Origin of the sequence: Flagellimonas marinaquae (genome assembly GCF_023716465.1) — a bacterium.
GTDB lineage: Bacteria > Bacteroidota > Bacteroidia > Flavobacteriales > Flavobacteriaceae > Flagellimonas > Flagellimonas alginolytica.
Genome location: NZ_CP092415.1, coordinates 591,589 through 613,286, shown reverse-complemented (window position 1 = coordinate 613,286; position 21,698 = coordinate 591,589). Strand labels below are relative to the sequence as shown.

General features: G+C 41.4%; 25 protein-coding genes. 18 read left to right on the top strand and 7 right to left on the bottom strand.

Going from position 1 to position 21,698, the window contains the following annotated elements:
* Positions 1-105 precede the first annotated feature (105 nt).
* From MJO53_RS02910 to MJO53_RS02895, 4 genes are all read left to right on the top strand, one after another.
* Complete coding sequence (locus MJO53_RS02910) at positions 106-333, top strand: hypothetical protein (protein ID WP_252080404.1); 228 nt, start codon at positions 106-108, stop codon at positions 331-333.
* Between the two features lie 140 nt (positions 334-473).
* Positions 474-929 (top strand): COG2426 family protein, encoded by a 456-nt coding sequence (locus MJO53_RS02905; RefSeq protein ID WP_224837513.1) that lies wholly within the window; start codon positions 474-476, stop codon positions 927-929.
* 102 nt (positions 930-1,031) lie between these two features.
* Positions 1,032-1,904, top strand: coding sequence for a DUF808 domain-containing protein (locus MJO53_RS02900; protein ID WP_252080403.1), 873 nt, complete (start codon positions 1,032-1,034; stop codon positions 1,902-1,904).
* A gap of 13 nt (positions 1,905-1,917) precedes the next feature.
* Complete coding sequence (locus tag MJO53_RS02895; protein ID WP_224837515.1) at positions 1,918-2,286, top strand: DUF1801 domain-containing protein; 369 nt, start codon at positions 1,918-1,920, stop codon at positions 2,284-2,286.
* A 2-nt stretch (positions 2,287-2,288) separates the two neighbouring features.
* Here MJO53_RS02895 and MJO53_RS02890 read toward each other — a convergent pair whose 3' ends face one another.
* Positions 2,289-3,854, bottom strand: coding sequence for a PepSY-associated TM helix domain-containing protein (locus MJO53_RS02890; RefSeq protein WP_252080402.1), 1,566 nt, complete (start codon positions 3,852-3,854; stop codon positions 2,289-2,291).
* A gap of 124 nt (positions 3,855-3,978) precedes the next feature.
* Between MJO53_RS02890 and MJO53_RS16980 the strand changes: the two genes are divergently transcribed.
* Entirely contained in the window at positions 3,979-4,164 is a 186-nt protein-coding gene (locus tag MJO53_RS16980; RefSeq protein ID WP_420485538.1) for a hypothetical protein, read from the top strand.
* On the opposite strand, the gene MJO53_RS02880 is transcribed toward MJO53_RS16980, so the two are convergent.
* The 4 genes from MJO53_RS02880 to kdsA all read right to left on the bottom strand — a co-directional run bounded on the left by MJO53_RS02880 (position 4,161) and on the right by kdsA (position 8,668).
* On the bottom strand, positions 4,161-4,493 hold the full coding sequence (locus MJO53_RS02880; RefSeq protein ID WP_252080400.1) for a hypothetical protein: 333 nt from the start codon (positions 4,491-4,493) through the stop codon (positions 4,161-4,163). The genes MJO53_RS16980 and MJO53_RS02880 overlap by 4 nt on opposite strands.
* 2 nt (positions 4,494-4,495) lie before the next feature.
* A complete protein-coding gene (locus MJO53_RS02875) occupies positions 4,496-5,212 on the bottom strand; it encodes a DUF4198 domain-containing protein (protein WP_252080399.1) in 717 nt (238 codons plus the stop codon).
* Positions 5,213-5,221: 9 nt separating this feature from the next.
* The gene (locus MJO53_RS02870) at positions 5,222-7,684 is read right to left on the bottom strand and encodes a TonB-dependent receptor (RefSeq protein WP_252080398.1); all 2,463 of its coding nucleotides are present in this window, start codon (positions 7,682-7,684) and stop codon (positions 5,222-5,224) included.
* A gap of 165 nt (positions 7,685-7,849) precedes the next feature.
* Positions 7,850-8,668 (bottom strand): 3-deoxy-8-phosphooctulonate synthase, encoded by an 819-nt coding sequence (gene kdsA / locus MJO53_RS02865; protein WP_252080397.1) that lies wholly within the window; start codon positions 8,666-8,668, stop codon positions 7,850-7,852.
* 73 nt (positions 8,669-8,741) lie between these two features.
* On the opposite strand from kdsA, the gene MJO53_RS02860 reads away from it, so the two are divergent.
* The 3 genes from MJO53_RS02860 to typA all read left to right on the top strand — a co-directional run bounded on the left by MJO53_RS02860 (position 8,742) and on the right by typA (position 11,840).
* Entirely contained in the window at positions 8,742-9,323 is a 582-nt protein-coding gene (locus MJO53_RS02860; RefSeq protein WP_224837522.1) for a hypothetical protein, read from the top strand.
* A 65-nt stretch (positions 9,324-9,388) separates the two neighbouring features.
* Entirely contained in the window at positions 9,389-9,946 is a 558-nt protein-coding gene (locus MJO53_RS02855) for a hypothetical protein (protein WP_252080396.1), read from the top strand.
* 97 nt (positions 9,947-10,043) lie between these two features.
* Complete coding sequence (typA, locus tag MJO53_RS02850) at positions 10,044-11,840, top strand: translational GTPase TypA (protein ID WP_224837524.1); 1,797 nt, start codon at positions 10,044-10,046, stop codon at positions 11,838-11,840.
* 54 nt (positions 11,841-11,894) lie between these two features.
* Here typA and MJO53_RS02845 read toward each other — a convergent pair whose 3' ends face one another.
* A complete protein-coding gene (locus MJO53_RS02845) occupies positions 11,895-12,335 on the bottom strand; it encodes a hypothetical protein (protein ID WP_224837525.1) in 441 nt (146 codons plus the stop codon).
* 93 nt (positions 12,336-12,428) lie between these two features.
* On the opposite strand from MJO53_RS02845, the gene rsgA reads away from it, so the two are divergent.
* The 10 genes from rsgA (at position 12,429) to MJO53_RS02795 (ending at position 21,389) form a co-directional block, all read left to right on the top strand.
* Complete coding sequence (gene rsgA / locus MJO53_RS02840) at positions 12,429-13,367, top strand: ribosome small subunit-dependent GTPase A (RefSeq protein ID WP_252080395.1); 939 nt, start codon at positions 12,429-12,431, stop codon at positions 13,365-13,367.
* Positions 13,368-13,820 carry a D-aminoacyl-tRNA deacylase gene (dtd, locus tag MJO53_RS02835; protein WP_252080394.1) on the top strand — a complete coding sequence of 151 codons (453 nt, stop codon included), beginning with the start codon at positions 13,368-13,370 and terminating at the stop codon, positions 13,818-13,820. It abuts the gene before it with no gap.
* Positions 13,820-14,146, top strand: coding sequence for a nucleotide pyrophosphohydrolase (locus MJO53_RS02830; protein WP_090293531.1), 327 nt, complete (start codon positions 13,820-13,822; stop codon positions 14,144-14,146). The genes dtd and MJO53_RS02830 overlap by 1 nt, the downstream gene beginning before the upstream one ends.
* Before the next feature lie 69 nt (positions 14,147-14,215).
* Positions 14,216-15,445, top strand: coding sequence for a 3-phosphoshikimate 1-carboxyvinyltransferase (locus MJO53_RS02825; protein WP_252080393.1), 1,230 nt, complete (start codon positions 14,216-14,218; stop codon positions 15,443-15,445).
* Positions 15,446-15,532: 87 nt separating this feature from the next.
* Entirely contained in the window at positions 15,533-16,582 is a 1,050-nt protein-coding gene (queA, locus tag MJO53_RS02820) for a tRNA preQ1(34) S-adenosylmethionine ribosyltransferase-isomerase QueA (protein WP_252080392.1), read from the top strand.
* A gap of 75 nt (positions 16,583-16,657) precedes the next feature.
* Positions 16,658-17,698: a 23S rRNA (adenine(2503)-C(2))-methyltransferase RlmN gene (gene rlmN / locus MJO53_RS02815; protein WP_252080391.1), complete on the top strand. Its 1,041-nt coding sequence runs from the start codon at positions 16,658-16,660 to the stop codon at positions 17,696-17,698.
* Positions 17,699-17,842: 144 nt separating this feature from the next.
* Positions 17,843-18,817 (top strand): polyprenyl synthetase family protein, encoded by a 975-nt coding sequence (locus MJO53_RS02810; RefSeq protein ID WP_224837531.1) that lies wholly within the window; start codon positions 17,843-17,845, stop codon positions 18,815-18,817.
* A gap of 112 nt (positions 18,818-18,929) precedes the next feature.
* The gene (locus MJO53_RS02805; RefSeq protein ID WP_224837532.1) at positions 18,930-19,508 is read left to right on the top strand and encodes an RNA polymerase sigma factor; all 579 of its coding nucleotides are present in this window, start codon (positions 18,930-18,932) and stop codon (positions 19,506-19,508) included.
* Between the two features lie 5 nt (positions 19,509-19,513).
* Positions 19,514-20,230, top strand: a complete 717-nt coding sequence (locus MJO53_RS02800) for a hypothetical protein (RefSeq protein ID WP_252080390.1) — start codon at positions 19,514-19,516, stop codon at positions 20,228-20,230.
* An 88-nt stretch (positions 20,231-20,318) separates the two neighbouring features.
* Positions 20,319-21,389 (top strand): coiled-coil domain-containing protein, encoded by a 1,071-nt coding sequence (locus MJO53_RS02795; RefSeq protein WP_252080389.1) that lies wholly within the window; start codon positions 20,319-20,321, stop codon positions 21,387-21,389.
* A gap of 44 nt (positions 21,390-21,433) precedes the next feature.
* On the opposite strand, the gene MJO53_RS02790 is transcribed toward MJO53_RS02795, so the two are convergent.
* Entirely contained in the window at positions 21,434-21,676 is a 243-nt protein-coding gene (locus MJO53_RS02790) for a zinc-ribbon domain-containing protein (RefSeq protein ID WP_224837535.1), read from the bottom strand.
* Positions 21,677-21,698 lie beyond the last annotated feature (22 nt).

Here is a 21,698-nt window from a genome sequence, read left to right as displayed (position 1 = left end):
GATCTGTTTTGAGTGATAATGTATTGTTTTTTAGTATCTTGTATGTTCTTATTCTTGAAGATAATGAAATTTAGTTGGGTGTTTTCTGGAGATGACAATCCAGTAATGAAAAGAACCTGTATCGAACTGGAGTACAGTCTAAGACCTAAAATCATGAGGTTTCTGTTGTCCAGATTGGATGTGGATACCGATTTTGCCCAATTTTGTTTCGATGTGGATGTGGACAAAAACTGGGTTTCCATATCAGACAAGACTCCAAAAGAATATTTTTTGATCATATCGCCCGGTTTTAACCAGGAAATAAATGGGTCGTCATTTTCTTCAGTAGCCTAGTAATTGCTTCATTTGGGGCAAATCGCCAAATTCGTTGTGCTGTTCAGCGCTATAAATCACAATTAATAAATTTTTAAGGGTTAAAAAAGGGGGTAAACGTAAATTCCTTATTAGGTTTGTAGGCTTAAAAAAACGGTATTTTGCACATAGACCTTATTATAGCGGCGCTCTGGAGCCTTTCGCCATTCGGTGAGGCTAAGGTGGGCATTCCTTATGGAATGTACCAGGGGGTCAACGAATATCTTGTGTTCGTAGTGTGCTTTGGGGCCAATGTTTTGGTTTTCCCGTTAATGATGTTTTTCTTGGAGTACATCAACCGTCATTTGATCAAATGGCGTTTTTATAAAAAATCGGCTGTATATGTGGGGCAAAGAGCTAAAAAAGGATCTGGGAATAAGATTCAACGATTTGGCTTTTTGGGCATCGTTCTTTTTGTAATGATTCCTCTGCCCGGAACCGGAGTTTATGCGGGCAGTATTGCCGCTTACTTGTTCAAAATGAAAAAAAGAGAAGCATTTGCAGCCAACACGATTGGTATTTTCTTTTCATCGGTAATTATTTGGGTAGCTACCTTAATGTCTTTAAAAGGCGTATAAAAGGAAGCTCCGGTATTTTTAGACTTTTGCCCCCGGATTATTTTTCTATTTATTTACTTTGCGATCAAACTCTAACATTATTTATAACCTAATGATACTATTATGGCTTCCGGTTTTTTTGCAGTTTTAGACGATATTTCCGCACTTATGGACGATGTAGCTTCTATGAGCAAGATCGCCACTAAGAAAACTGCGGGTATTTTGGGCGATGATTTGGCCGTCAACGCAGAAAAAGCCACAGGATTTTTATCCAGCAGGGAAATTCCCGTTTTATGGGCCATCACCAAAGGGTCCTTTGTGAATAAACTGATTATTTTGCCCATAGCCTTTTTATTAAGTGCTTATCTACCCACGGCAATAACGGTTATTCTTGTGTTGGGAGGTGTTTATTTGGCGTACGAAGGGGCAGAAAAAGTGTACGAATACATCTTTCATAGAAAGGATAATGCCGATGGGGATGATCCGATCGAAATTCCGGAAGAAGATTTGCCCGAATTGGAGAAGAAGAAAATCAAGCAGGCCATAGTAACGGATTTTATTCTTTCCATAGAGATAGTGATCATAGCATTGAGTACTGTGGTGAACGAAACCTTAACAATTCAAATTGCCACGGTATCTGTAGTTGCATTATTGGCTACCGTAGGGGTTTATGGCATTGTGGCATTGATTGTTCGTATGGACGATTACGGTTACCGACTTATCAATTTAAACGAAGAAACCGATAGTTTTTCTGATAAAGTCGGAATGGTTTTGGTCAATGCACTGCCTAAAATAATCAAAGCGCTTTCTGTGGTGGGAACACTGGCCTTATTATTGGTTTCAGGTGGTATTTTTAGCCATAATGTAGAATTCTTTCATCACTTGTTCCCGGGATTGCCTTCTTTGGTAAAAGATTTTATACTAGGGTTGGGTATCGGTTTTGTGGCGGTACTGTTGCTGCAGTTGATCAACAAATTGTTCAAACGTAAGTCGTAAACAAGTCGTTTATATGAACCCGGCCGAAGATTATATCATTAATCAAAAAGAACCTTTCAGAAGCATTTTATTGCACTTAAAAGCTGTAATCGAGTCTGTTGTTCCTGATGTAGATATGAGATACAAATGGAGCATTCCTTGTTTTTATTCTGGTAAAAGGCCCATTTGCTATTTAAATGTGTCCCAAAAAAAGAAGTACGTGGACATTGCGTTCTGGAATTCGGCCCATCTCACATTGCATTTGGATAAAATGGTCGTCGAAAACCGAAAGGTGGTCAAGTCCCTTCGCTATTTTACTTTGGAAGAAATTGATCAAGAGGTATTGGTAGAAGTTTTACAGGAATGTTATTCCCTCAAAAGCAAAGGGTTTTACAAAAAATAGATTTAGGAAGGTGCAAGATCTTCTCTAGAAGTGTTCAGTTTAAATAAAGCGATCCAGAGAGCCACTAGCCCCAAAATCAACCAAAGCAAATCCACCAAGAAGATATGTTGATATCCGTTTTGATAGGCCGCCCACATCCAATTGCCCGTTGTAATTCCATTTGCAATCGGTACCAATAAGCCTAAAACCCCACCAGATATCAAAGTCCATTTGTTGGTGAAGGCAATATCCTTTTTAAGGATGAAGAACACTGTTACCACCAACCAAATTGTAAAATACGTTTGGTATAGAAAACCCATGTCCACTGTGGGCGCAAACTTTACAATAATAAATTCCAAAGCGGTAACGGGCAACATTGTAAGGCAAATGGCCATAAACCAATTGGCTACTTGTTGGTTGAACTTTCTACGTTTTTCGGGAATGTTCTTTTTGTCGCGGGCCACCAACCAGATCATAATCCCGGAGAGGATCACAAAGCAAGACACCAACCCCAAAATAAAGGAAACCACTCGTAGCCCGTAGCCTGCGTAATCACCAAAGTGGAGACGGAACATCATATTTTTTACACCATCCAAGTATGAGGTTGGGGCAATCGGTACTTTTTCCTGAGCAATGGAACCATCGGCAATTTTGTAAATACGATATCCTAAACCATTCAGTTTGGTGTCGTAACCCAGGTATCCGCTAATGGCAGCGTGCATGTTTTGGTCACCGTAGTTAAAAATGTGTGTTTCTGTAACTCGAAAATCGCCCCATTCTTCTTTCATTTCTCGAACATATTGGTCCAAGTTAATGGCATTTTTCAATTTTTGATTTTGGAATTCGTAAACGGGATGGTTGTACTCAAGATCTTCAAACAATTGGTTTTGATCACCATTATACAACCCCATTACAATGGGGAGCATTAAAATACCTTTTAATAAAAAGAAGGCTCCGGTTACGGCATATACAAATTGAAATGGAAATCCAATCACACCAAGGGCAGTGTGGGCATCCGTCCACATGGTTTTGAGTTTGGCCCATGGCCTGAAGGTGTAAAAGTTGGAAACTATCTTGTTCCATTGTACCAAGATACCGGTAATGATGGCAAAAAGGAAAAAGAAGGCCACAAGCCCCGCCAATGTTCTGCCATAAGGGTAGGGAATTTGATCTAAAAAGTGAAGGCGGTACAAAAATTCTCCCAAATGGTAATTGCTTGCATAATCCGCCGTTTTGGTTTTGGTTTCAGGATCTAAATAGAAAAATACCGGTGCTTTGGCATCTTCCGAAGCCAAGGAATCCTTGGAAGCTCCCAAGTTGACGGAAATACTTCTTTCGTTGTAATAATGCCTCAGTTCCACATCACGACCGAATAAATTGTAATCCTTGGAAAGATCTTTAAGGTGCGCGTCCACACTTCCGGGCAATGCATCTTCCTGACTAACGGAATGTCCGTGCTGCCAATTGGCAATTTCATCCCTGAAAAAGGAGAATGAACCCGTGAAAAAAATAACATAGAGCGCTACACTGATCACAATACCGCTTACGGTATGTGTGTGGAACAAAATATTGTAAATGCGGTTTCCCATGGTTTAAACAAGTGGGTTGGTTTGGTTTCCAAAATAAAATATGACAAAGAACACAAGGCTAATCAACAGGTAAATACCCCATATCTTCCAGCCATTTTTGCCCAAAAAGGCAATAACCATCAAAATGGCCCAAAGGATAAAAGCGGTAAAAGTGCTGGTAATAATAACTGCCACATGGTTGAACCAACTGGCCAGGGCCAAATGGAACAATACGGCCACAACAAGACCGCCCAAAATAGCAGCGGATATTTTGGCTAATCGTTGCCATGGCGAAGGGGTTAAATATTTTTTATTGGCAGGCATAGGTTAAAACAATAAGGTTTCAAAAAGGATGGAGCAAAGTGAAAAAATGCCTAAAAGGCGGCAGTTCAATAAACGTAAGGGAGCCAAAAGAACAACCAAACTGGCCACGGTCATCAACAAAATAAAAAAAGTGAACGTTCCCGAACCAAGTCCCCAATAAAAGCAGCTAAGCCCTAATGATAAAATCATTAGGGCCAAACTGAAATATTGTGATGCCTTTTTATGCTTTCGGATCCATTTCTCAAAGCCCAGATCGCCTACGGAGGCCATCTTTTTGGAAGTGCCGTAAAACAGGTAAAACGCTATAAAAGTAAGAAGGGAAATTCCTGTGGCCATACTTAGGGTTTTATGCAATAAGTGGCACAATGCCAAATAAATTCATAATCGTCTCCATTGTAGGTACCAGGAATTTCTTCCTTGGTCGTGGTCTCCACAATGTACTTGGTGTTCCAGGGCAATGCAAAGGAAACCTCTCCATTATCGTCCGTGAACAAGGTTTTGGACCATAGGTCGGAAACATAGACTTTAAGTTCGTTTTTGGCAATGGGCTCACCTTTGTACAATACTTGAAGCTTGATTACCTCTCCATCGTTCTCCAACTGCTTTATCACAATTCCATCGGGATTGGCGGTTTTGGTATCGCCATCGGTTCCTACCAAAATCTTTGCTGTTGAATGATAGTGGGTCTTAAAAATCCCAAAATCGTATTGGGTATAATCGATCACATTAATCTCATTATTGTTCAAAGCGATGGTGTACACACCTTTCTGAGATGGTGTAAAGCTCGCTAAATAATGGTCCTCATTTGCTACTGTGCTCAATGGGGTCTTTGTGCCATCGGGAGCTATTGCCCAAAGGGTAAACTTGGAAACCAGTGGAAAGGCTTCGCCCTCTACTTCTTCAAACACACCATAGGTGTATTCTCCATAATGTACACGGATTTCCTGTGTCTGGCCCAAGGCCCCTTTGCCGTTGGTCTCAATCCACAGGTAGTGAGCTGAGGCCGATAGTACGGGCAGGGTAATGAGCAATAATGTTGCTATGAGTTTTTTCATTTGGTTCTCTTAGAATTTATAAGTGAAATTGGCAGAAAGACTTCTTAAGTTTTGGGGGCTGATGGTTGACCAACCTTTGTAGTAGTCTTTGTTGGCAATGTTGTCCAGTTTCAAAGTAATTCTGAAATCCCTGGCATCGTAAAAGGCGGATGCATTAAAAATGGTGTACTCGTCAATTGCAAACGTACCATTGGATCTATTAAAGATTTTGTTCTCGCTGGCGTAGTTACCTCCAAATCCAAGTCCAAAGTTTTCCAAAGTACCTTGGGTAAATCTGTAACTTGCCCATAAGTTGGCCAAGTTCATTGGCCCGGCGCTCTCGGGTCTAAATCCTATAAAGCTGGCATCACCCTCTACCAGTTCACTATCATTGTAACTATAGCCGGCAACAATGTTCAATCCTTCTATGGGAGATGCTATAATACTTGCCTCAAAACCTTTACTGGTCTGTTCGCCATCTTGGGTGTAAAAGTAGTTGTTGGCATCGGTATCGATTCGTTGCGCCACATCGGTCACGGTAATATCGTAATAGCTCAAAGTGGCAGAAAGCTTATCGTGGAACAAATTTAATTTTGTTCCTACCTCAAACTGATCTGCCTGTTCTGGATTTAATGCCCGTACCGCTTGGTTTCCGTTCGATAATTCGGTAACAGGGGCCACATTACTAAAGCCGTTCATGTAGTTGGCAAATAGGGAAACCTTGTTTAAAATAGGTTGATATACCAAACCAAATTTTGGGGAAAACGCGGTTTGATTGTATCCATCGTTAGAAAAACGGTCCACACGTAAACTGGCCATTGCGGACAATTCCGGCAGTAGGTTAATTACGTTTGAGGCATAGGCACTGAAAACCTCTTGCTCCGCCTCACTGAATTGCGCTCCTGGATTGGCCAAGGTGGCGATACCGGCATCCGCTCCTGCTTGTGTCAGAACACCAGAGTCGTACAAGCCGGTGCCCATAGGTGTTCCAAAGTAATTGTGCAGGGCAGGGGCAGCAGTTTGGAACTCATCGGTGTTTCTTCCAACATAGGCAAAACCTTGATTTCCATAGCCTGTACTGTTGTTTATAGTTCTTGTTTTGAGGTAATCCAAGCCCACTACCAAGCGGTTTCGCATGGTTCCAATATTAAAATCCCCAATAAAGTTCTGTTGAATATCGGTCCCCAATGTCTCAGAGTTTTGTTTACTGGTGTAGCGCGCCAAGATAATGCCGTCCTCAAGGGGTGTTCCGGAAACCGCTTCAGCGGTCGAGGTAACTTCATATAAATATGAGTAATAGCCATCTGACTTTGAGTTGGATCGCGATATAACGGTCTGGGAAGTCCATGAATCATTTAAAATGTAGTTCATCTGACCTTGTAGACTGTATGTTGGGGTATCGATATATAAATCGTTGCTAGTGTACGAACGTTTAAAGTCGTAACCCAATTCATCCAAATTGGTCACGCGTAGAGGTGAACCGCGATCTAGGAAAAGCATGGTTTGGTTAGTGCTTCTACCGTTATAAAATTCGGTATTGATGTTGAAAGAGAGTCTATCACTTGCCTGAAATGCCAACGAAGGGGCAAAAAAGAAGGATTTTCTAAACCCAGCGTCCTGGTAGCTGTTCTGTGTGTGGTAAGCCGTGTTCACACGAAGAGCAATATTGTTTTGGGAGCCCAAGGTCGTATTTACATCGGCGCTTACCCTATTAAGGCCATAACTGCCAGAAGTGTAGGAGATGTTTCCTCCAAATCCATAATAAGGTTTTTTAGTGTTGATGTTGATCAAACCTCCATAGGAAATTAAACTGCTCCCGTACAGAGTTCCCGATGGACCCTTGATTACTTCGATGGATTCTATATTGGCCGGATCCGGACTTCCGTTGGTCAAGCTGGGCAATCCGTTGATCATAGTAGGTTGAACGGCAAAACCACGAAGGGAGAAATAACCTGCACCATCGTTGCCCCTACCTGTAGACTCCCAAAGTTTGTCGATTCCGGGTGCGTTTTTAAGGGCGTCATCAAAATTGGTGACCACTTGGTCTTGCAACAATTCGGTTGAAATGGAATAGTACACCTGTGGATTTTCAATATCCTTTAATGGCATTTTGGAAACATAAACACTTGCCTTCCGAGAAAATTTGTTCACTTGACTCCCTTCGACAACAACTTCATTCAGTTGTTCTTGGCGTTCTACTAGAGTAATGGTCTGCACGTTTGTGGTTTGATCGGCGTAAACACGAACAGTTTTGTTCTGTGTACCAAAACCTACCATAGAAAACGTTAAAGTATAAGCGCCAGGGGCTAGGTCGGGTATTTCATAGTTGCCAGAATAATTGGTGTTTGTCCCTAAGCTCGTGTTGGAAACGGCAATATTGACATTGGCCAAAGGATTGTTTCTTTGGTCTGTTACTTTTCCTGAGATGTTACCTGATTGAGCTTGTGCCAAGGAATAAAAAGCCAAGCTTAGTATGAGGAGTAGATGTTTCATTTTTTATTTATAATTGGTCTAAATAAATTTGCAGTGCAAATGTATATTCCGTTGCTAAATCAAACAAAGAATATTTAGACTAATTACAAATAGTAAACATAGGATTTATATAGCTATCTGATAAACAAATGCTTACAGTTAAAATTTTAACATTTAAACATGGAGCTATAATGAATTGATTGTATTTCGGATAGCAGTCAAATCCGTCAACAACTTTTCCAACAAACTTAAATCCAGCATATTGGCGCCATCACTTTTGGCATTCGCGGGATCAAAATGGGTCTCCATAAAAAGACCATCCACACCTGCCGCGATTCCAGCACGTGCCATTGTTCCGATCAAAGCGGGCCTTCCTCCCGTAACTCCCGATGATTGATTGGGCTGTTGTAGGGAATGGGTAACATCCAGCACCACAGGAGCGTATTGTCTCATGGTGGGAACTCCGCGAAAATCCACGATCATGTCCTGATACCCGAACATAGTTCCCCGATCGGTGATCCAAACTTGTTCGTTACCAGAATCGGTCACCTTTTTTACAGCATGCTGCATGCTTTCAGGACTCATAAATTGCCCTTTTTTTAAGTTAACGACCTTGCCGGTTTCCGCGGCTGCCACAACTAAGTCCGTCTGCCTAACCAGAAATGCCGGAATTTGCAGAACATCAACATATTCTGCCGCCATGTGGGCATCGGAAATTTCATGGATGTCGGTAATGGTAGGTACTTTAAAAGTTTCTGAAACTTTTTTTAAAATTTTCAAGGCTTTTTCATCACCAATTCCAGTAAAAGAATCAATACGGCTACGGTTCGCTTTTTTAAAACTCCCTTTAAACACGTATGGAATGCTCAACTTGTCCGTTATGGCTACAACTTTTTCTGCAATTCGCATGGCCATATCTTCGCTTTCTATGGCACAGGGGCCCGCCAACAAGAAAAAATTATCGCTTTCGGTATGTTTTATCTGTGGAATTTTGGTGATGTCCATTTCTTAAAGTTTGCACAAATATAGTATTAAACCACGGTATCCTTTTTAGATTTATGAGGATAAAACATAAGCCATGAATTATAAATATCTGTTGCTCGCCCTCTGTTTATTCCCAGTACTATCCACTGCGCAGTGGCAGGAGCGCGGCGGTACTTTTGATTTGGCCCATTTGGAACGTCATCAGTTTAAATTTAATCTATTGAGTCCCGGCTTTACCTATGAGTTTGGGTTGTTTAAAAATCAGAGTGTCTCCACCAATTTAGGTTTGGCCCTGGCGACTTATGAGGAAGGTTACGTGTTTGGTTTGGCCTCCAATAACCGCTATCGCTACTATCATAATTTTAATAGGAGGGATAGGATGGGAAAAAATACATCAGGAAACTCAGGAAATTACATTGCCGCGGCCCAGGCCATTTTTTTTTCGCAATTGCGGATTGCAACGGATGTGGAGGGACCGGACGATTTTAACCTTGGATTTTATGGCATGGTCTACGGTATCCAGCGTACTTACGAAAAAGGGTTCAATTTTAATCTGGAACTGGGAGCGGGATATTATAAAGGTGATGGTGTGCTAAATGGTTATGGCCCACTGTTCAATTTTACTTTTGGATGGGTGGCGACCAAAAGAAAGAAAAAAGACCCTTATTTTGATTAAATAACAGCATTACAACATACTATTTTTATAAAGTTGGGGTTATAGTACTACCAAATTAACCTACAATGCGTTGCTTCTTTATTTTGGCATTCCTGTTCTCAGGTGTTTTTATGCATGCCCAATATGGTAAAAATTGCGAAATCCGTCAATTTAAACTCAATGCTTTCAACCCTGGTATTGAGTACGAAATGGCATTGGGTGTCAACAGTACTTTGGATATTAGGGTAGCATACCAAGCCGCTCTGGAACCTGCGAGTTCCAAACCCATAGAAGATTTTGATTTTTTCCCGGCCATAACGGTCCAAAACAGATATTATCACAATTTTAATGGAAGAGAGCGCCGCAGAAGATCTATTTATGGAAACTCTGGGAATTATATTGCACCGAGTGTTGCCGTTTTTTCTCCCGGGGATCGAGCGGTAGAAGGTCGGTTAGTAGATGGGATACATGGCTATGGCGGTGTGGTCTACGGGGTTCAGCGTAGTTACGATTCGGGATTTAGTTTCTCTGTAGATGCCGGTGCAGGTTATTATGTAGGGCCGTTCAAGGGTGCTATACAGCCGGTTATCAACTTAAGTATTGGTTGGATTATTAGTGAAAAACGTTGGTGTGTTGGTTTGTAGGTTCGGAACTCTCACTAAATCAATAAGATAAAAATAACATTAAGGTGTGCTGACAAGAAAAAAATAGCAGTATCTTTGCGGGCTTAAAATTTAGGTTATGTCCAAAATCAAGAACATTGCAATCATTGCACACGTAGACCACGGCAAGACAACCTTGGTCGATAAAATAATGTACCACTGCCAGTTGTTCCGAGAAAACGAGAACAAAGGCGATCTTATATTGGACAACAATGACCTCGAACGGGAACGTGGCATCACCATTGTATCCAAAAACGTTTCCGTTGTTTATAAAGACACAAAAATCAATATTATAGATACCCCTGGTCACGCCGATTTCGGTGGAGAAGTAGAGCGTGTATTGAACATGGCCGATGGTGTTTTGTTGTTGGTCGATGCTTTTGAAGGACCAATGCCACAAACGCGTTTTGTGCTTCAAAAGGCTATCGATCTTGGATTAAAGCCTTGTGTGGTTATCAATAAAGTGGATAAAGAAAACTGTACCCCGGACGAAGTACACGAGAAAGTGTTCGATTTGATGTTTGAACTGGGCGCAGAGGAGTGGCAGCTGGATTTTCCCACGGTTTACGGTTCTGCCAAAAACAACTGGATGGGTGAGGATTGGCAAAAGCCAACCGAAAATATCGAGCCACTTTTGGATATGGTAATCGAGCACGTGCCAGAATTTAAACCAGAGGAAGGTACCACTCAAATGTTGATCACATCGTTGGATTTCTCCTCATTTACAGGACGAATTGCTATTGGTAGATTACAAAGGGGAACACTTCGTGAAGGGCAACAAGTTTCTTTGGTTAAAAGAGATGGTTCCATCGTTAAAACAAGAATAAAGGAACTTTACACTTTTGAAGGTCTTGGGAGGTTGAGAGTTGAAGAGGTCGTGGCAGGCGATATTTGTGCCATTGTAGGTATGGAAGGTTTTGAGATCGGTGATACCGTTGCCGATATCGAAAGCCCCGAAAAACTAAAGACCATTGCGATCGATGAGCCAACAATGAGCATGCTTTTTACAATTAACGATAGCCCGTTTTTTGGTAAAGATGGAAAGTTTGTTACTTCAAGGCACATTAAAGAGCGTTTGGAAAAAGAATTGGAAAAAAACTTGGCGCTTCGTGTTCAAGAAACCGACAGTGCCGATAAATTCCTGGTTTTCGGACGTGGAGTATTGCATCTTTCGGTATTGATAGAAACCATGCGTAGGGAAGGTTATGAGCTTCAAATTGGACAGCCACAGGTAATCATCAAAGAAATTGATGGTGTAAAATGCGAGCCAGTAGAGCACTTGACCATCGATTTGCCAGAAGAAGTATCCGGAAAGGCTGTAGAAATGGTGTCCATCCGAAAAGGAGAGATGACCAGTATGGAAGCAAGAGGTTCCCGAATGGTCTGTGAATTTATAATTCCATCAAGGGGAATCATTGGACTAAGAAACCAATTGTTGACCGCAACGGCCGGAGAGGCTATTATGGCGCACCGGTTCTTTGAATATCAACCACTAAAAGGCGATATCGCACAACGATTGAACGGATCTTTGGTTTCCATGGAAAATGGAACGGCGATTCCTTATTCCATCGATAAACTTCAAGAAAGGGGTAAATTCTTTATTGATCCAGGAGAGGATATCTACGAAGGACAGGTCATTGGGGAAAACTCCCGTCAAGATGATATGACAGTAAATGTGACCAAGACCAAAAAGCTTTCGAACGTCCGTTCTGCCGGAGCAGATGAAAAAGCCAAAATTGTACCGGCCATTAAGTTTTCTTTGGAAGAAGCGCTCGAATATATTCAAAAGGACGAATACGTGGAGGTTACTCCCAACCATTTAAGAATTCGAAAAATCTATCTTAAGGAAGTAGATAGAAAAAGAAATAAATTATAAAATGGAAAAGCCCCTTTAAAAAAGGGGCTTTTTTAATTGGTTTAATAAAGGCAGTTATTTTTTAAAGATATATCGGGTAATAAAAATACCTTGTCCATCACCTTTTCCTCCTTCACTTTCAACACCGCTAACAACAAAGGCCAATTCCCATCCGTTGGCGATCATATCGTTGATCATGGAAGTGATCATAGCGTCGTTGGCCGCAATATTCTGAAAACGGATACCGCCAACATTGTAAAAGTTCAACAATTTGGTCTCTTCGAAATTTTTAACACGGATTTCGTTTCTTTTGGACTTGTTTCTCGTGTTATCGTCCTCTGTTTGTACACTGGTAAATTCTTTATAATCCTTGTCCTCCAGAGCGTTGATTATTCTTGATCTACCAAGCCCGTTGGGCACTATGGATTCAACGCTGGTAATTACTTTGTACTGTTGTGCGTTTACACTAAATGCAGTGGTCAAAGCGATTACTGCGGCAAATAAGATTTTTTTCATGTTTAAATTTTGATGATTAATATGTTATAAATAAAGATATACGACGAAACGAAAGGAATATTGTTTCTTTGTATTTAAAAAAACTAACAAATTTTGAACGGAACAGTTTATAAATCGACCGGAAGTTGGTACACCGTAAAGTCCAATGAAGGCAACTTTTACGAATGCCGTATAAAGGGCAAGTTCCGTACACAAGGGATTAAGAGCACTAATCCAGTGGCCGTTGGCGATCATGTCAGTCTTGAACTGGAAACTATTGGTGACGAGACGATCGGTATAATTTCCAAAATTGGCGATCGTAAAAACTACATAGTCCGCAAGTCCGTTAAGCTTTCCAAACAAACACATATTATTGCATCCAATTTAGATCAGGTATTCCTATTGGTTACTTTGAACAACCCTCCCACCTTTACCAGTTTTATAGATCGATTTTTGGTGACCGCAGAAGCTTATGAAATTCCGGTAGTGCTACTTTTTAATAAAATGGATGTTTACCAAGAAGAAGAAAGGTTTGAGGTGGATTATTTAATGGATCTATATACGAAAATCGGGTATAAGTGCATTAAAATTGAAGCAAAACAAGGTAAGAACGTTGATTTGGTAAAAGAAATAATGAAAGGGAAAACCAGTATGTTCGCCGGTCATTCCGGGGTAGGAAAGTCTACATTGGTAAATGCCTTGGAACCTGGAATGCAACTAAAAACTGCCGAAATTTCTGAGCAGCACATGCAAGGCCAACATACCACCACTTTTGCCGAAATGTACGACCTGTCTTTCGATGCACGGATAATCGACACCCCCGGGATTAAAGGTTTTGGTATCGTGGATATGGACAAGCACGAGATCGGAGACTATTTTCCCGAGTTTTTTGCGTTAAAATCGGAGTGTAAATTTAATAACTGTTTACATTTGGACGAACCCAAATGTGCCGTAAAAAAAGCTCTGGAGAACAATGAAATTGCAGCAAGTCGCTATCGGAGCTATGTGCAAATGCTCACTGGGGAAGAAGATAATCCATACAGGGAAAGATAAATGAGAACAGTACTACAGAGAGTATCAAAGGCAAGTGTTGCCGTCGATGGCAAAATGATATCATCCATCGGAAACGGGCTTTTGATCTTACTGGGCATCGAGGATGCCGATACAAAAGAAGATATAGACTGGTTGACCAATAAAGTTTTAAACCTTCGCATTTTTAACGACGAGAACGGGGTGATGAACCGCTCCGTATTGGATACTGATGGCGATATTATAGTAGTTAGTCAGTTTACATTGCATGCGTCTACCAAAAAAGGAAATCGACCATCGTACATAAAAGCCGCAAAACCCGATGTTGCCATTCCTGTGTACGAGAGTTTTGTTCAGGTATTGGAGCAAAAATTCGGAAAGAAGGTTGGAATCGGAATTTTTGGCGCCGATATGAAAGTGGAGTTGCTCAATGATGGTCCGGTTACCATTATTGTGGACACAAAAAATAGAGAATAATGAACATAGAAAACGCACAAAAGGCCGTTGATGAGTGGATTAAAAATCATGGGGTCCGTTACTTTAACGAACTGACCAACATGGCCCAGCTTACCGAAGAGGTTGGCGAAGTGGCCCGTATTATTGCCAGAAGATATGGTGAACAGAGCGAAAAAGAATCCGACAAAGCAAAAGATCTGGGCGAAGAACTTGCCGATGTTGTTTTTGTGGTACTCTGCTTGGCCAACCAAACCGGAATCGATTTACAAGAGGCATTCGATAAAAAATTGGATTTAAAGACCAAAAGGGATCACGACCGTCATCAAAATAACAAAAAGCTTAAATAAAGTTTCGGTTATAAAGGGACTTTAGGGCTGTTTTTTCTAGTTTTGACAATTCATACAAACCCTAACGAATTGAAACTCCAACTTTCTTATCCCAACAATACAAAAATTGAAAAAGACATAGCAATCACTGGTTCTAAGAGTGAAACAAACCGTTCGTTATTGTTGCAGGCGCTTTTTCCGAATATTAAAATAGCCAATCTTTCCAACTCGGACGATGGGGAAGTTATGCAAAAGGGTTTGGCCAAGTCCAATGGAGTGGTGGATATTCACCATGCAGGTACCGCTATGCGTTTTTTAACCGCCTATTTTGCATCGCAACAAGGCAAACAAGTGGTGCTCACGGGTTCGCATCGAATGCAGGAGCGGCCTATTAAAGTGCTGGTGGAAGCATTGCAAGCACTCGGGGCAGATATTCAATACGAAAAGGAAACGGGTTATCCCCCGCTGAAGATTTCTGGTAAAAAGCTCGGAAAAAACCGTGTATCCCTGCCTGCAAATATTAGCAGCCAATATATTTCCGCATTACTTTTAATTGCACCTAGCTTGGAGAATGGTTTGGAACTGGAACTGATCGGCAAGATTACATCTGTTCCTTATATAAAAATGACATTGGCCCTGTTGGAACAGATAGGCGTCCAAACTTCCTTTGTGGCGAACACCATAAAAGTCGACCCAAAAACAGAGGTAGTGGATACTACTTTGGTGGTAGAATCCGATTGGAGTTCGGCCAGCTATTTTTACAGTATTGTGGCCATGTGCGATGTAGGTTCGGCAATAACACTATCGTCGTACAAACAAAACTCTTTACAGGGCGATAGCATTTTGGCAAAAATCTATAAGGATTTTGGTGTGGAGACCATATTTACGGACAATACCATTGTACTCAAGAAAACATCAAAAGATATTGCCGACCATTTAACTTACGATCTTTCCAACGCCCCGGATATTGCTCAGACGATTGCCGTTAGCTGCTTGGGATTGGGTATTGGCTGCCACTTGACCGGCTTGCACACCTTGCCCATTAAGGAGACCGACCGGTTGGCTGCTCTGCAGAAAGAGTTGGGCAAGTTTGGTGCCAAGGTGGATATCGATTCCGAAAGCCTGACCTTACAAGCACAAAATCAGCTTGCAGAAGGAGTTTTCGTGGATACCTACAACGATCATCGAATGGCGATGGCCTTTGGCCCACTAGCACTGAAAGTTGACTTTGTGGTCAACGATGCCGAAGTGGTTTCCAAATCCTATCCCGATTTTTGGAACGACCTAAAAACCCTTGGGTTCGCAGTCCAAGAATTGTAAATCACATTTAATCATCAAATTACTTGACATCCCCTATCACGAGGTTGTATATTTGCACCTCTTAAAAAAAATCGAAAAAAAGTCCACATGAAATTATCGAACTTCAATTTTGAATTGCCAAAAGAATTGTTGGCAGAATATCCCGCGGAACATCGTGACGAATCCAAACTAATGGTAGTTCATAGGGATACAGGAAAAATTGAGCATAAAATGTTCAAAGACATTGTAGATTATTTTGATGAAGACGATGTAATGGTCTTGAACAATACCAAGGTGTTTCCTGCGAGACTTTTTGGAAACAAGGAAAAAACCGGTGCTAGGATAGAAGTGTTCTTGCTTAGGGAACTTAACCAAGAGCAACGACTTTGGGATGTTTTGGTAGATCCGGCAAGAAAGATTAGGATCGGTAACAAGCTTTATTTTGGCGATGATGAAAGTTTGGTGGCAGAAGTGATCGATAATACAACATCGAGAGGAAGAACATTGCGTTTTCTTTACGATGGTTCTTATACCGATTTTAGAAGAAAGCTTAGGGAGCTTGGAGAAACTCCGTTGCCCAAATACATTAAAAGAGAGGTAACACCAGAAGACGAGGAACGTTACCAGACCATTTACGCCAAGCACGAGGGAGCTGTAGCAGCACCGACCGCAGGGCTTCACTTTTCCAAACACTTATTAAAGCGTTTGGAGATCAAAGGCATTCAGTTTGCAGAGGTCACTTTGCACGTAGGACTGGGAACATTTAACCCAGTAGAGGTAGAGGACTTGTCCAAACACAAAATGGATAGCGAAGAATTGGTGATCGATGAAAAAGCAACAGAAGTAGTAAATAACGCAAAAGCCAACAAGCGAAAAGTATGTGCCGTAGGTACAACCGTTATGCGCGGCTTGGAAAGTGCTGTTTCTTCAGAGCATACATTGAATACGTTTGAAGGATGGACCAACAAGTTCATATTTCCTCCGTACGATTTTAGCATAGCCAATTGTATGATCACCAATTTCCACTTGCCAAAATCCACTTTAATGATGATGGTTTCCGCATTTGCCGGTCACGATCTTATCAAGAAAGCGTACAAGCAGGCAATTTTGGAAGGATATCGTTTCTACTCCTATGGAGATGCGATGTTGATTCTATAAAAACGGAAAATCATAGAAGAAAAATCCCGTTGACCTTAAAGTGAACGGGATTTTTTTCTTCCTTATCTTTAGATAGTGGAAAACAAAAAGAAGGATATACGCGCATTGACCAAAGAGCAGCTCCGAAACTTTTTTGTGGAGCAGGGAGACAAGGCATTTCGTGGAAACCAAGTGTACGAATGGTTGTGGCAAAAGTCGGCCCACGATTTTGATGCCATGACCAATATTTCCAAGGAAACCCGACAAATGTTGGAAGATAACTTTGTTATCAATCATATTCGGGTAGATCAAATGCAGCGAAGTTCCGACGGAACCATTAAAAATGCCGTTCGTTTGCATGATGGCTTAATAGTGGAATCCGTTTTGATTCCCACGGAAACCCGGACCACAGCCTGTGTGTCCAGTCAGGTTGGATGCAGTTTGGATTGTAAATTCTGTGCAACGGCCCGTCTAAAACGCATGAGGAATTTAAATCCGGATGAGATATATGATCAGGTAGTGGCCATAGACAACGAGAGCAGATTGTATTTTGATCGTCCGTTGAGCAATATAGTTTTTATGGGTATGGGAGAACCGTTGATGAACTATAACAATGTGCTCAAGGCCATAGAAAAAATTACTTCCCCGGAAGGATTGGGCATGTCCCCCAAGCGTATTGTGGTCTCTACCTCCGGAGTGCCTAAGATGATCAGGAAAATGGCAGACGAAGAAGTCAAATTTGGTCTGGCAGTTTCATTGCACTCCGCTATCGACGAGGTCCGAACTTCCATTATGCCCTTTAATGCCACATTTCCACTTAAAGAACTCAGGGAGGCATTGGAGTATTGGTACAGCAAGACCAAGAATAGAATTACCTACGAATATGTGATCTGGAAAGGAATCAACGATACCCAGAAGGCAGCAGATGCACTGGTCAAGTTTTGCAAGTTTGCACCATCCAAGGTCAACATAATCGAGTACAACCCCATTGATGATGGTGACTTTCAACAAGCACCCAATAGTGCCATTGACATGTACAAGAATACCTTGGAGCAAAACGGCATCACGGTTACCATACGTAGGTCGCGAGGCAAGGATATCGATGCCGCTTGCGGTCAATTGGCCAACAAAAGCTAGAGTTTAATTTTTGATTGGCCATCCACATTGGTAGGTAAAACAACGATACTTTTAGAACTCTATCTTAAAACTTCGATTTAGTTCTAACAACTCTCGCATTTTCCCTACTTTTAGGGTTTTAAAACCAAACACCACACCGCTACGTTGAAAATCGTTTCGCAGATACGGGAACCCATAGAAAATGAGATGCAGCTTTTTGAGGAAAAGTTCCTCAAATCCATGTCTTCCAAGGTTGCACTGTTTAATAGGATCACCTACTATATTGTTAACCGCAAGGGCAAGCAAATGCGCCCAATGTTCGTGTTCCTTACCGCCAAATTATTGAACGGGGAAGTCAACGAACGTACATACACAGGAGCTTCCATAATTGAGTTGATACACACTGCAAGCCTGGTCCACGACGATGTGGTGGACGACAGTAACAAACGCCGGGGCTTTTTTTCCATTAATGCCCTGTGGAAAAACAAGATTGCTGTTCTGGTCGGGGATTTTCTTTTCTCTAAGGGTTTGTTGGTATCTCTGGAAAACAAGGATTACGATTTACTACACATTATTTCCAATGCCGTTCGCGATATGAGCGAAGGGGAACTGCTCCAGATAGAAAAAGCGAGACTTTTGGATATTACCGAAGAGGTTTACTACGACATTATCCGCCAAAAAACAGCCACTCTTATTGCCGCTTGTTGCAGTATGGGGGCATGTTCGGTGAGACCGGATTCGGATGAGGTGGAAGCCTTCCGGAAGTTCGGGGAGCTTTGTGGAATGGCCTTCCAAATTAAGGACGACCTTTTTGACTACGGTGCCGAGAAAATTGGAAAGCCTACTGGTATCGATATAAAGGAACAAAAAATGACACTGCCATTGATCTATGCATTGAACCATAGTGATAAGGAAAGTAAAAAATGGTTGATCAATTCCATCAAAAAACACAACAAGAACAAAAAACGTGTAAAAGAGGTTATAGAGTACGTTAAGGAAAAAGGCGGCCTGGAATATGCAGTTACCAAAATGTTGGAGTTTAAGGATGAAGCGTTGGCCATTTTGGACAATTACCCCGATTCCGAATACAAAAGTGCCCTCACCCTAATGGTAAATTACGTGGTAGACCGTAAAAAATAGGTGTTTATAAGGTTGGTTATCAATTAAATGTCGAAAATTTTTATTTTTCGGGCAACCATTTACGTTTATATCCCGTCTATTTAAATAGAAGCACTTTTGTAAACCATTTTTTTTGAAAATCATCTCGCTACATAACAACGAAAAGCAACTGATTAAAAAATCGATCAAGGGAGATCAGCAGGCTCAAAAATTGTTGTACGAGAAGTTCTCGCCCAAAATGCTCGGGGTATGCAGACAGTATATCAAGGACCTTCATTTTGCGGAAGATGTTATGGTAAATGGTTTTGTCAAGATGTTCAACCATCTCGGCTCTTACCAATATAAAGGTAGTTTTGAAGGCTGGGTCAGGAGCATTATGGTAAGGGAAAGTATTTCCTTTCTACGTAAAAAACAGTTTGTTGTTTACGATGATGATGCGGTCGAAGTGAGGGAAGAGGTGTTAGGACCCATATCCGATGGACTGTTGGATATGGAGTATGTGCAACACTTGATAGATGGTCTTCCAGAAGGATACAAAGCCGTTTTCTTGCTGTATGCCATTGAAGGATACGGACATAAGGAAATAGCGGAGATGTTGGCAATTAGCGAAGGAACTTCAAAATCGCAACTTTTCAAGGCCAGAAAAATGCTTCAAGAAAATTTAAGTTTAAAAGGAATGTCGCCCAATTCAAAAACGGCGAACAAAAAATAAGGGATATGGCTAAACTTGAAAAACATATCAAACAAAAGCTCGAGGAGCGAACCATTGTCCCATCGGATGGGGCTTGGAACAAGATTGCATCGCAATTGGAACAACCCGTGCCAAAGAAAAGGAATACATGGTTTATGTACGCGGTGGCCGCCAGTGTTGTAGGGGTCGTTTTGGTGTCTGCGTTCTTTTTTACCAAGGACAATGGCCCAACAGAGCAAATGAAAATGGTAGGAAACGAAATCAAAAATGAGAAGGTCATTGAGGCGGAAGAAATAAAGGCAAAAGAAAATAACCAAATAGACGTTGCGGAGACTAAGTCGAAAGTGACTAAAATGCAAAAACTGGTAGAAACACCATTGCCCAATGTAAATCCAAATACTGCAATCGCCACAAAGGACAATAGACAACCTTTAAAGGACGACATGATCCTAAACCCAGATAAGTTGATCGCACAAAAAGTGGAAGAAGTAGTGGCACAAGTGGAGCTCATGGAAAGTGTACGGCAAGATGTTTCCGATGCCGAAGTCGATTCCTTGCTGCGTGCCGCACAGCGACAGATTTTAACCGACAAACTATTTTCAGAGAGCGGGACTGTGGATGCCATGTCCTTGTTGGCCGAAGTGGAGGATGAGTTGGACGAATCTTTCCGTGACCAGATCTTTGATGCACTAAAATCCGGTTACCTAAAATTGCGTACTGCTGTGGCGGACCGAAACCAATAAAGTTATTCATCAATCAAAATAAACCTTTCAATACTTCCTGTCCTTAACAATGGACAGGAGGGAAGGAGGGTTGCAAATCAAAACAATCATGAAAACAATTACATTTTATTCAGCAATCTTGCTCCTGTTCCTAGTTTCTCAATCTCTTTTTGCACAAGAAGATTATCAAAAGAAAATCGAAACGCTCAAGCTGGAAAAACAACGCATAATCGATCAGGAAAAAGAAGCCCTAAAGATTGAGGTACGGGACATAAACCAAAGATTGGAAGATGGTGATATTACCGAAAATGAAGCCAAAATACTTAAGGAGGAAGTGGCAAAGCAAAGAGCTCTGAACATTGAGAACAGGGTCGCGATTATAGAGAACAAGATCGCTTTGCTGGAGCGCAACAAAGGAGATGTACTTACCTTGTCCGAATCCGATACCATTTATGGTGATAGAATGCGCATTGGATTGCTCATTGATGGAAAACCGGCGGTAACTTTTAATTCCCGACAAAGAAAAAGAGACTTAAAATACGATAGGCGAACTTACTCGGATTTTGTTATGGCCATCGGTTTTAACAATGCTTTGATAGAGGGGCAGTCCCTGTCCGATTCTCCTTATAAAATTGGAGGAAGCCGTTTTTTTGAGATGGGCTGGCAATGGCGGACACGTGTGTTCCGGAATACCAACTGGCTGCGTGTTAACTACGGTTTTTCGTTTCAGTTCAATGGTTTAAAGCCGGACGACAATCAGGTTTTTGTGCAAGACGGAGATCAGACCGTATTGCAAGAGTTCGAGTATGATCTGGATAAATCCAAGTTAAGAATGGACAACCTTGTTTTTCCTGTTCATTTTGAGGTGGGCCCCTCTCGATTTCATAAAAAAGAACGTACCATACGATATTCCATTCGCGATCAATTTAGAGTGGGATTCGGTGGCTATGGCGGATTTAATCTGGGAACACGCCAAAAATTAAAATACAATAGGGACGGGGAAAATGTAAAGGATAAACTAAAAAGGGACTACAACACAAGCGACCTAATTTATGGTGTGAGCGGATATTTGGGCGTAGACGGTGTACTGCTTTATATAAAATACGACCTAAATCCCATTTTTAAGGATGCAGAAATAAAACAGAACAATATCTCACTGGGCCTTCGGTTCGATATCTAATCGTTTTGGTTTTACACAACGGTCGGGTTTACCCGGCCGTTTTTTTATAAGGACAACGCTTGTTCCATCTCTGGGGTAAACTCCTCCTTGTAATATACTTTTTTACAGTGCGAACACTCTGCGAACCTAATTGTATTAAGGGTAAAAAGTGGAATCCAGAACAAATGGGCATAGTTCGGTTGGGCAACAGCGGTCAATGTCCCGGTTTGATGGCAATAGGGACACGTAACATTTCTAAGGACTTTAGTTGCTTTTTTACCAGTTCTAGTACCAAAAAAAAGAATCATTATATTTTAATGTTACAGTTGT

Excerpts from the sequence above, each read along its gene's own strand:
- MJO53_RS02910 (WP_252080404.1), top strand. The coding sequence starts at position 106 with ATGAAAAGAACCTGTATCGAACTGGAGTACAGTCTAAGACCTAAAATC.
- MJO53_RS02900 (WP_252080403.1), top strand. The coding sequence starts at position 1,032 with ATGGCTTCCGGTTTTTTTGCAGTTTTAGACGATATTTCCGCACTTATG.
- MJO53_RS02895 (WP_224837515.1), top strand. The coding sequence starts at position 1,918 with ATGAACCCGGCCGAAGATTATATCATTAATCAAAAAGAACCTTTCAGA.
- MJO53_RS02890 (WP_252080402.1), bottom strand. The coding sequence starts at position 3,854 with ATGGGAAACCGCATTTACAATATTTTGTTCCACACACATACCGTAAGC.
- MJO53_RS16980 (WP_420485538.1), top strand. The coding sequence starts at position 3,979 with ATGGCCCAAAGGATAAAAGCGGTAAAAGTGCTGGTAATAATAACTGCC.
- MJO53_RS02880 (WP_252080400.1), bottom strand. The coding sequence starts at position 4,493 with ATGGCCACAGGAATTTCCCTTCTTACTTTTATAGCGTTTTACCTGTTT.
- MJO53_RS02875 (WP_252080399.1), bottom strand. The coding sequence starts at position 5,212 with ATGAAAAAACTCATAGCAACATTATTGCTCATTACCCTGCCCGTACTA.
- MJO53_RS02870 (WP_252080398.1), bottom strand. The coding sequence starts at position 7,684 with ATGAAACATCTACTCCTCATACTAAGCTTGGCTTTTTATTCCTTGGCA.
- kdsA (WP_252080397.1), bottom strand. The coding sequence starts at position 8,668 with ATGGACATCACCAAAATTCCACAGATAAAACATACCGAAAGCGATAAT.
- MJO53_RS02860 (WP_224837522.1), top strand. The coding sequence starts at position 8,742 with ATGAATTATAAATATCTGTTGCTCGCCCTCTGTTTATTCCCAGTACTA.
- MJO53_RS02855 (WP_252080396.1), top strand. The coding sequence starts at position 9,389 with ATGCGTTGCTTCTTTATTTTGGCATTCCTGTTCTCAGGTGTTTTTATG.
- typA (WP_224837524.1), top strand. The coding sequence starts at position 10,044 with ATGTCCAAAATCAAGAACATTGCAATCATTGCACACGTAGACCACGGC.
- MJO53_RS02845 (WP_224837525.1), bottom strand. The coding sequence starts at position 12,335 with ATGAAAAAAATCTTATTTGCCGCAGTAATCGCTTTGACCACTGCATTT.
- dtd (WP_252080394.1), top strand. The coding sequence starts at position 13,368 with ATGAGAACAGTACTACAGAGAGTATCAAAGGCAAGTGTTGCCGTCGAT.
- MJO53_RS02830 (WP_090293531.1), top strand. The coding sequence starts at position 13,820 with ATGAACATAGAAAACGCACAAAAGGCCGTTGATGAGTGGATTAAAAAT.
- queA (WP_252080392.1), top strand. The coding sequence starts at position 15,533 with ATGAAATTATCGAACTTCAATTTTGAATTGCCAAAAGAATTGTTGGCA.
- MJO53_RS02800 (WP_252080390.1), top strand. The coding sequence starts at position 19,514 with ATGGCTAAACTTGAAAAACATATCAAACAAAAGCTCGAGGAGCGAACC.
- MJO53_RS02795 (WP_252080389.1), top strand. The coding sequence starts at position 20,319 with ATGAAAACAATTACATTTTATTCAGCAATCTTGCTCCTGTTCCTAGTT.
- MJO53_RS02790 (WP_224837535.1), bottom strand. The coding sequence starts at position 21,676 with ATGATTCTTTTTTTTGGTACTAGAACTGGTAAAAAAGCAACTAAAGTC.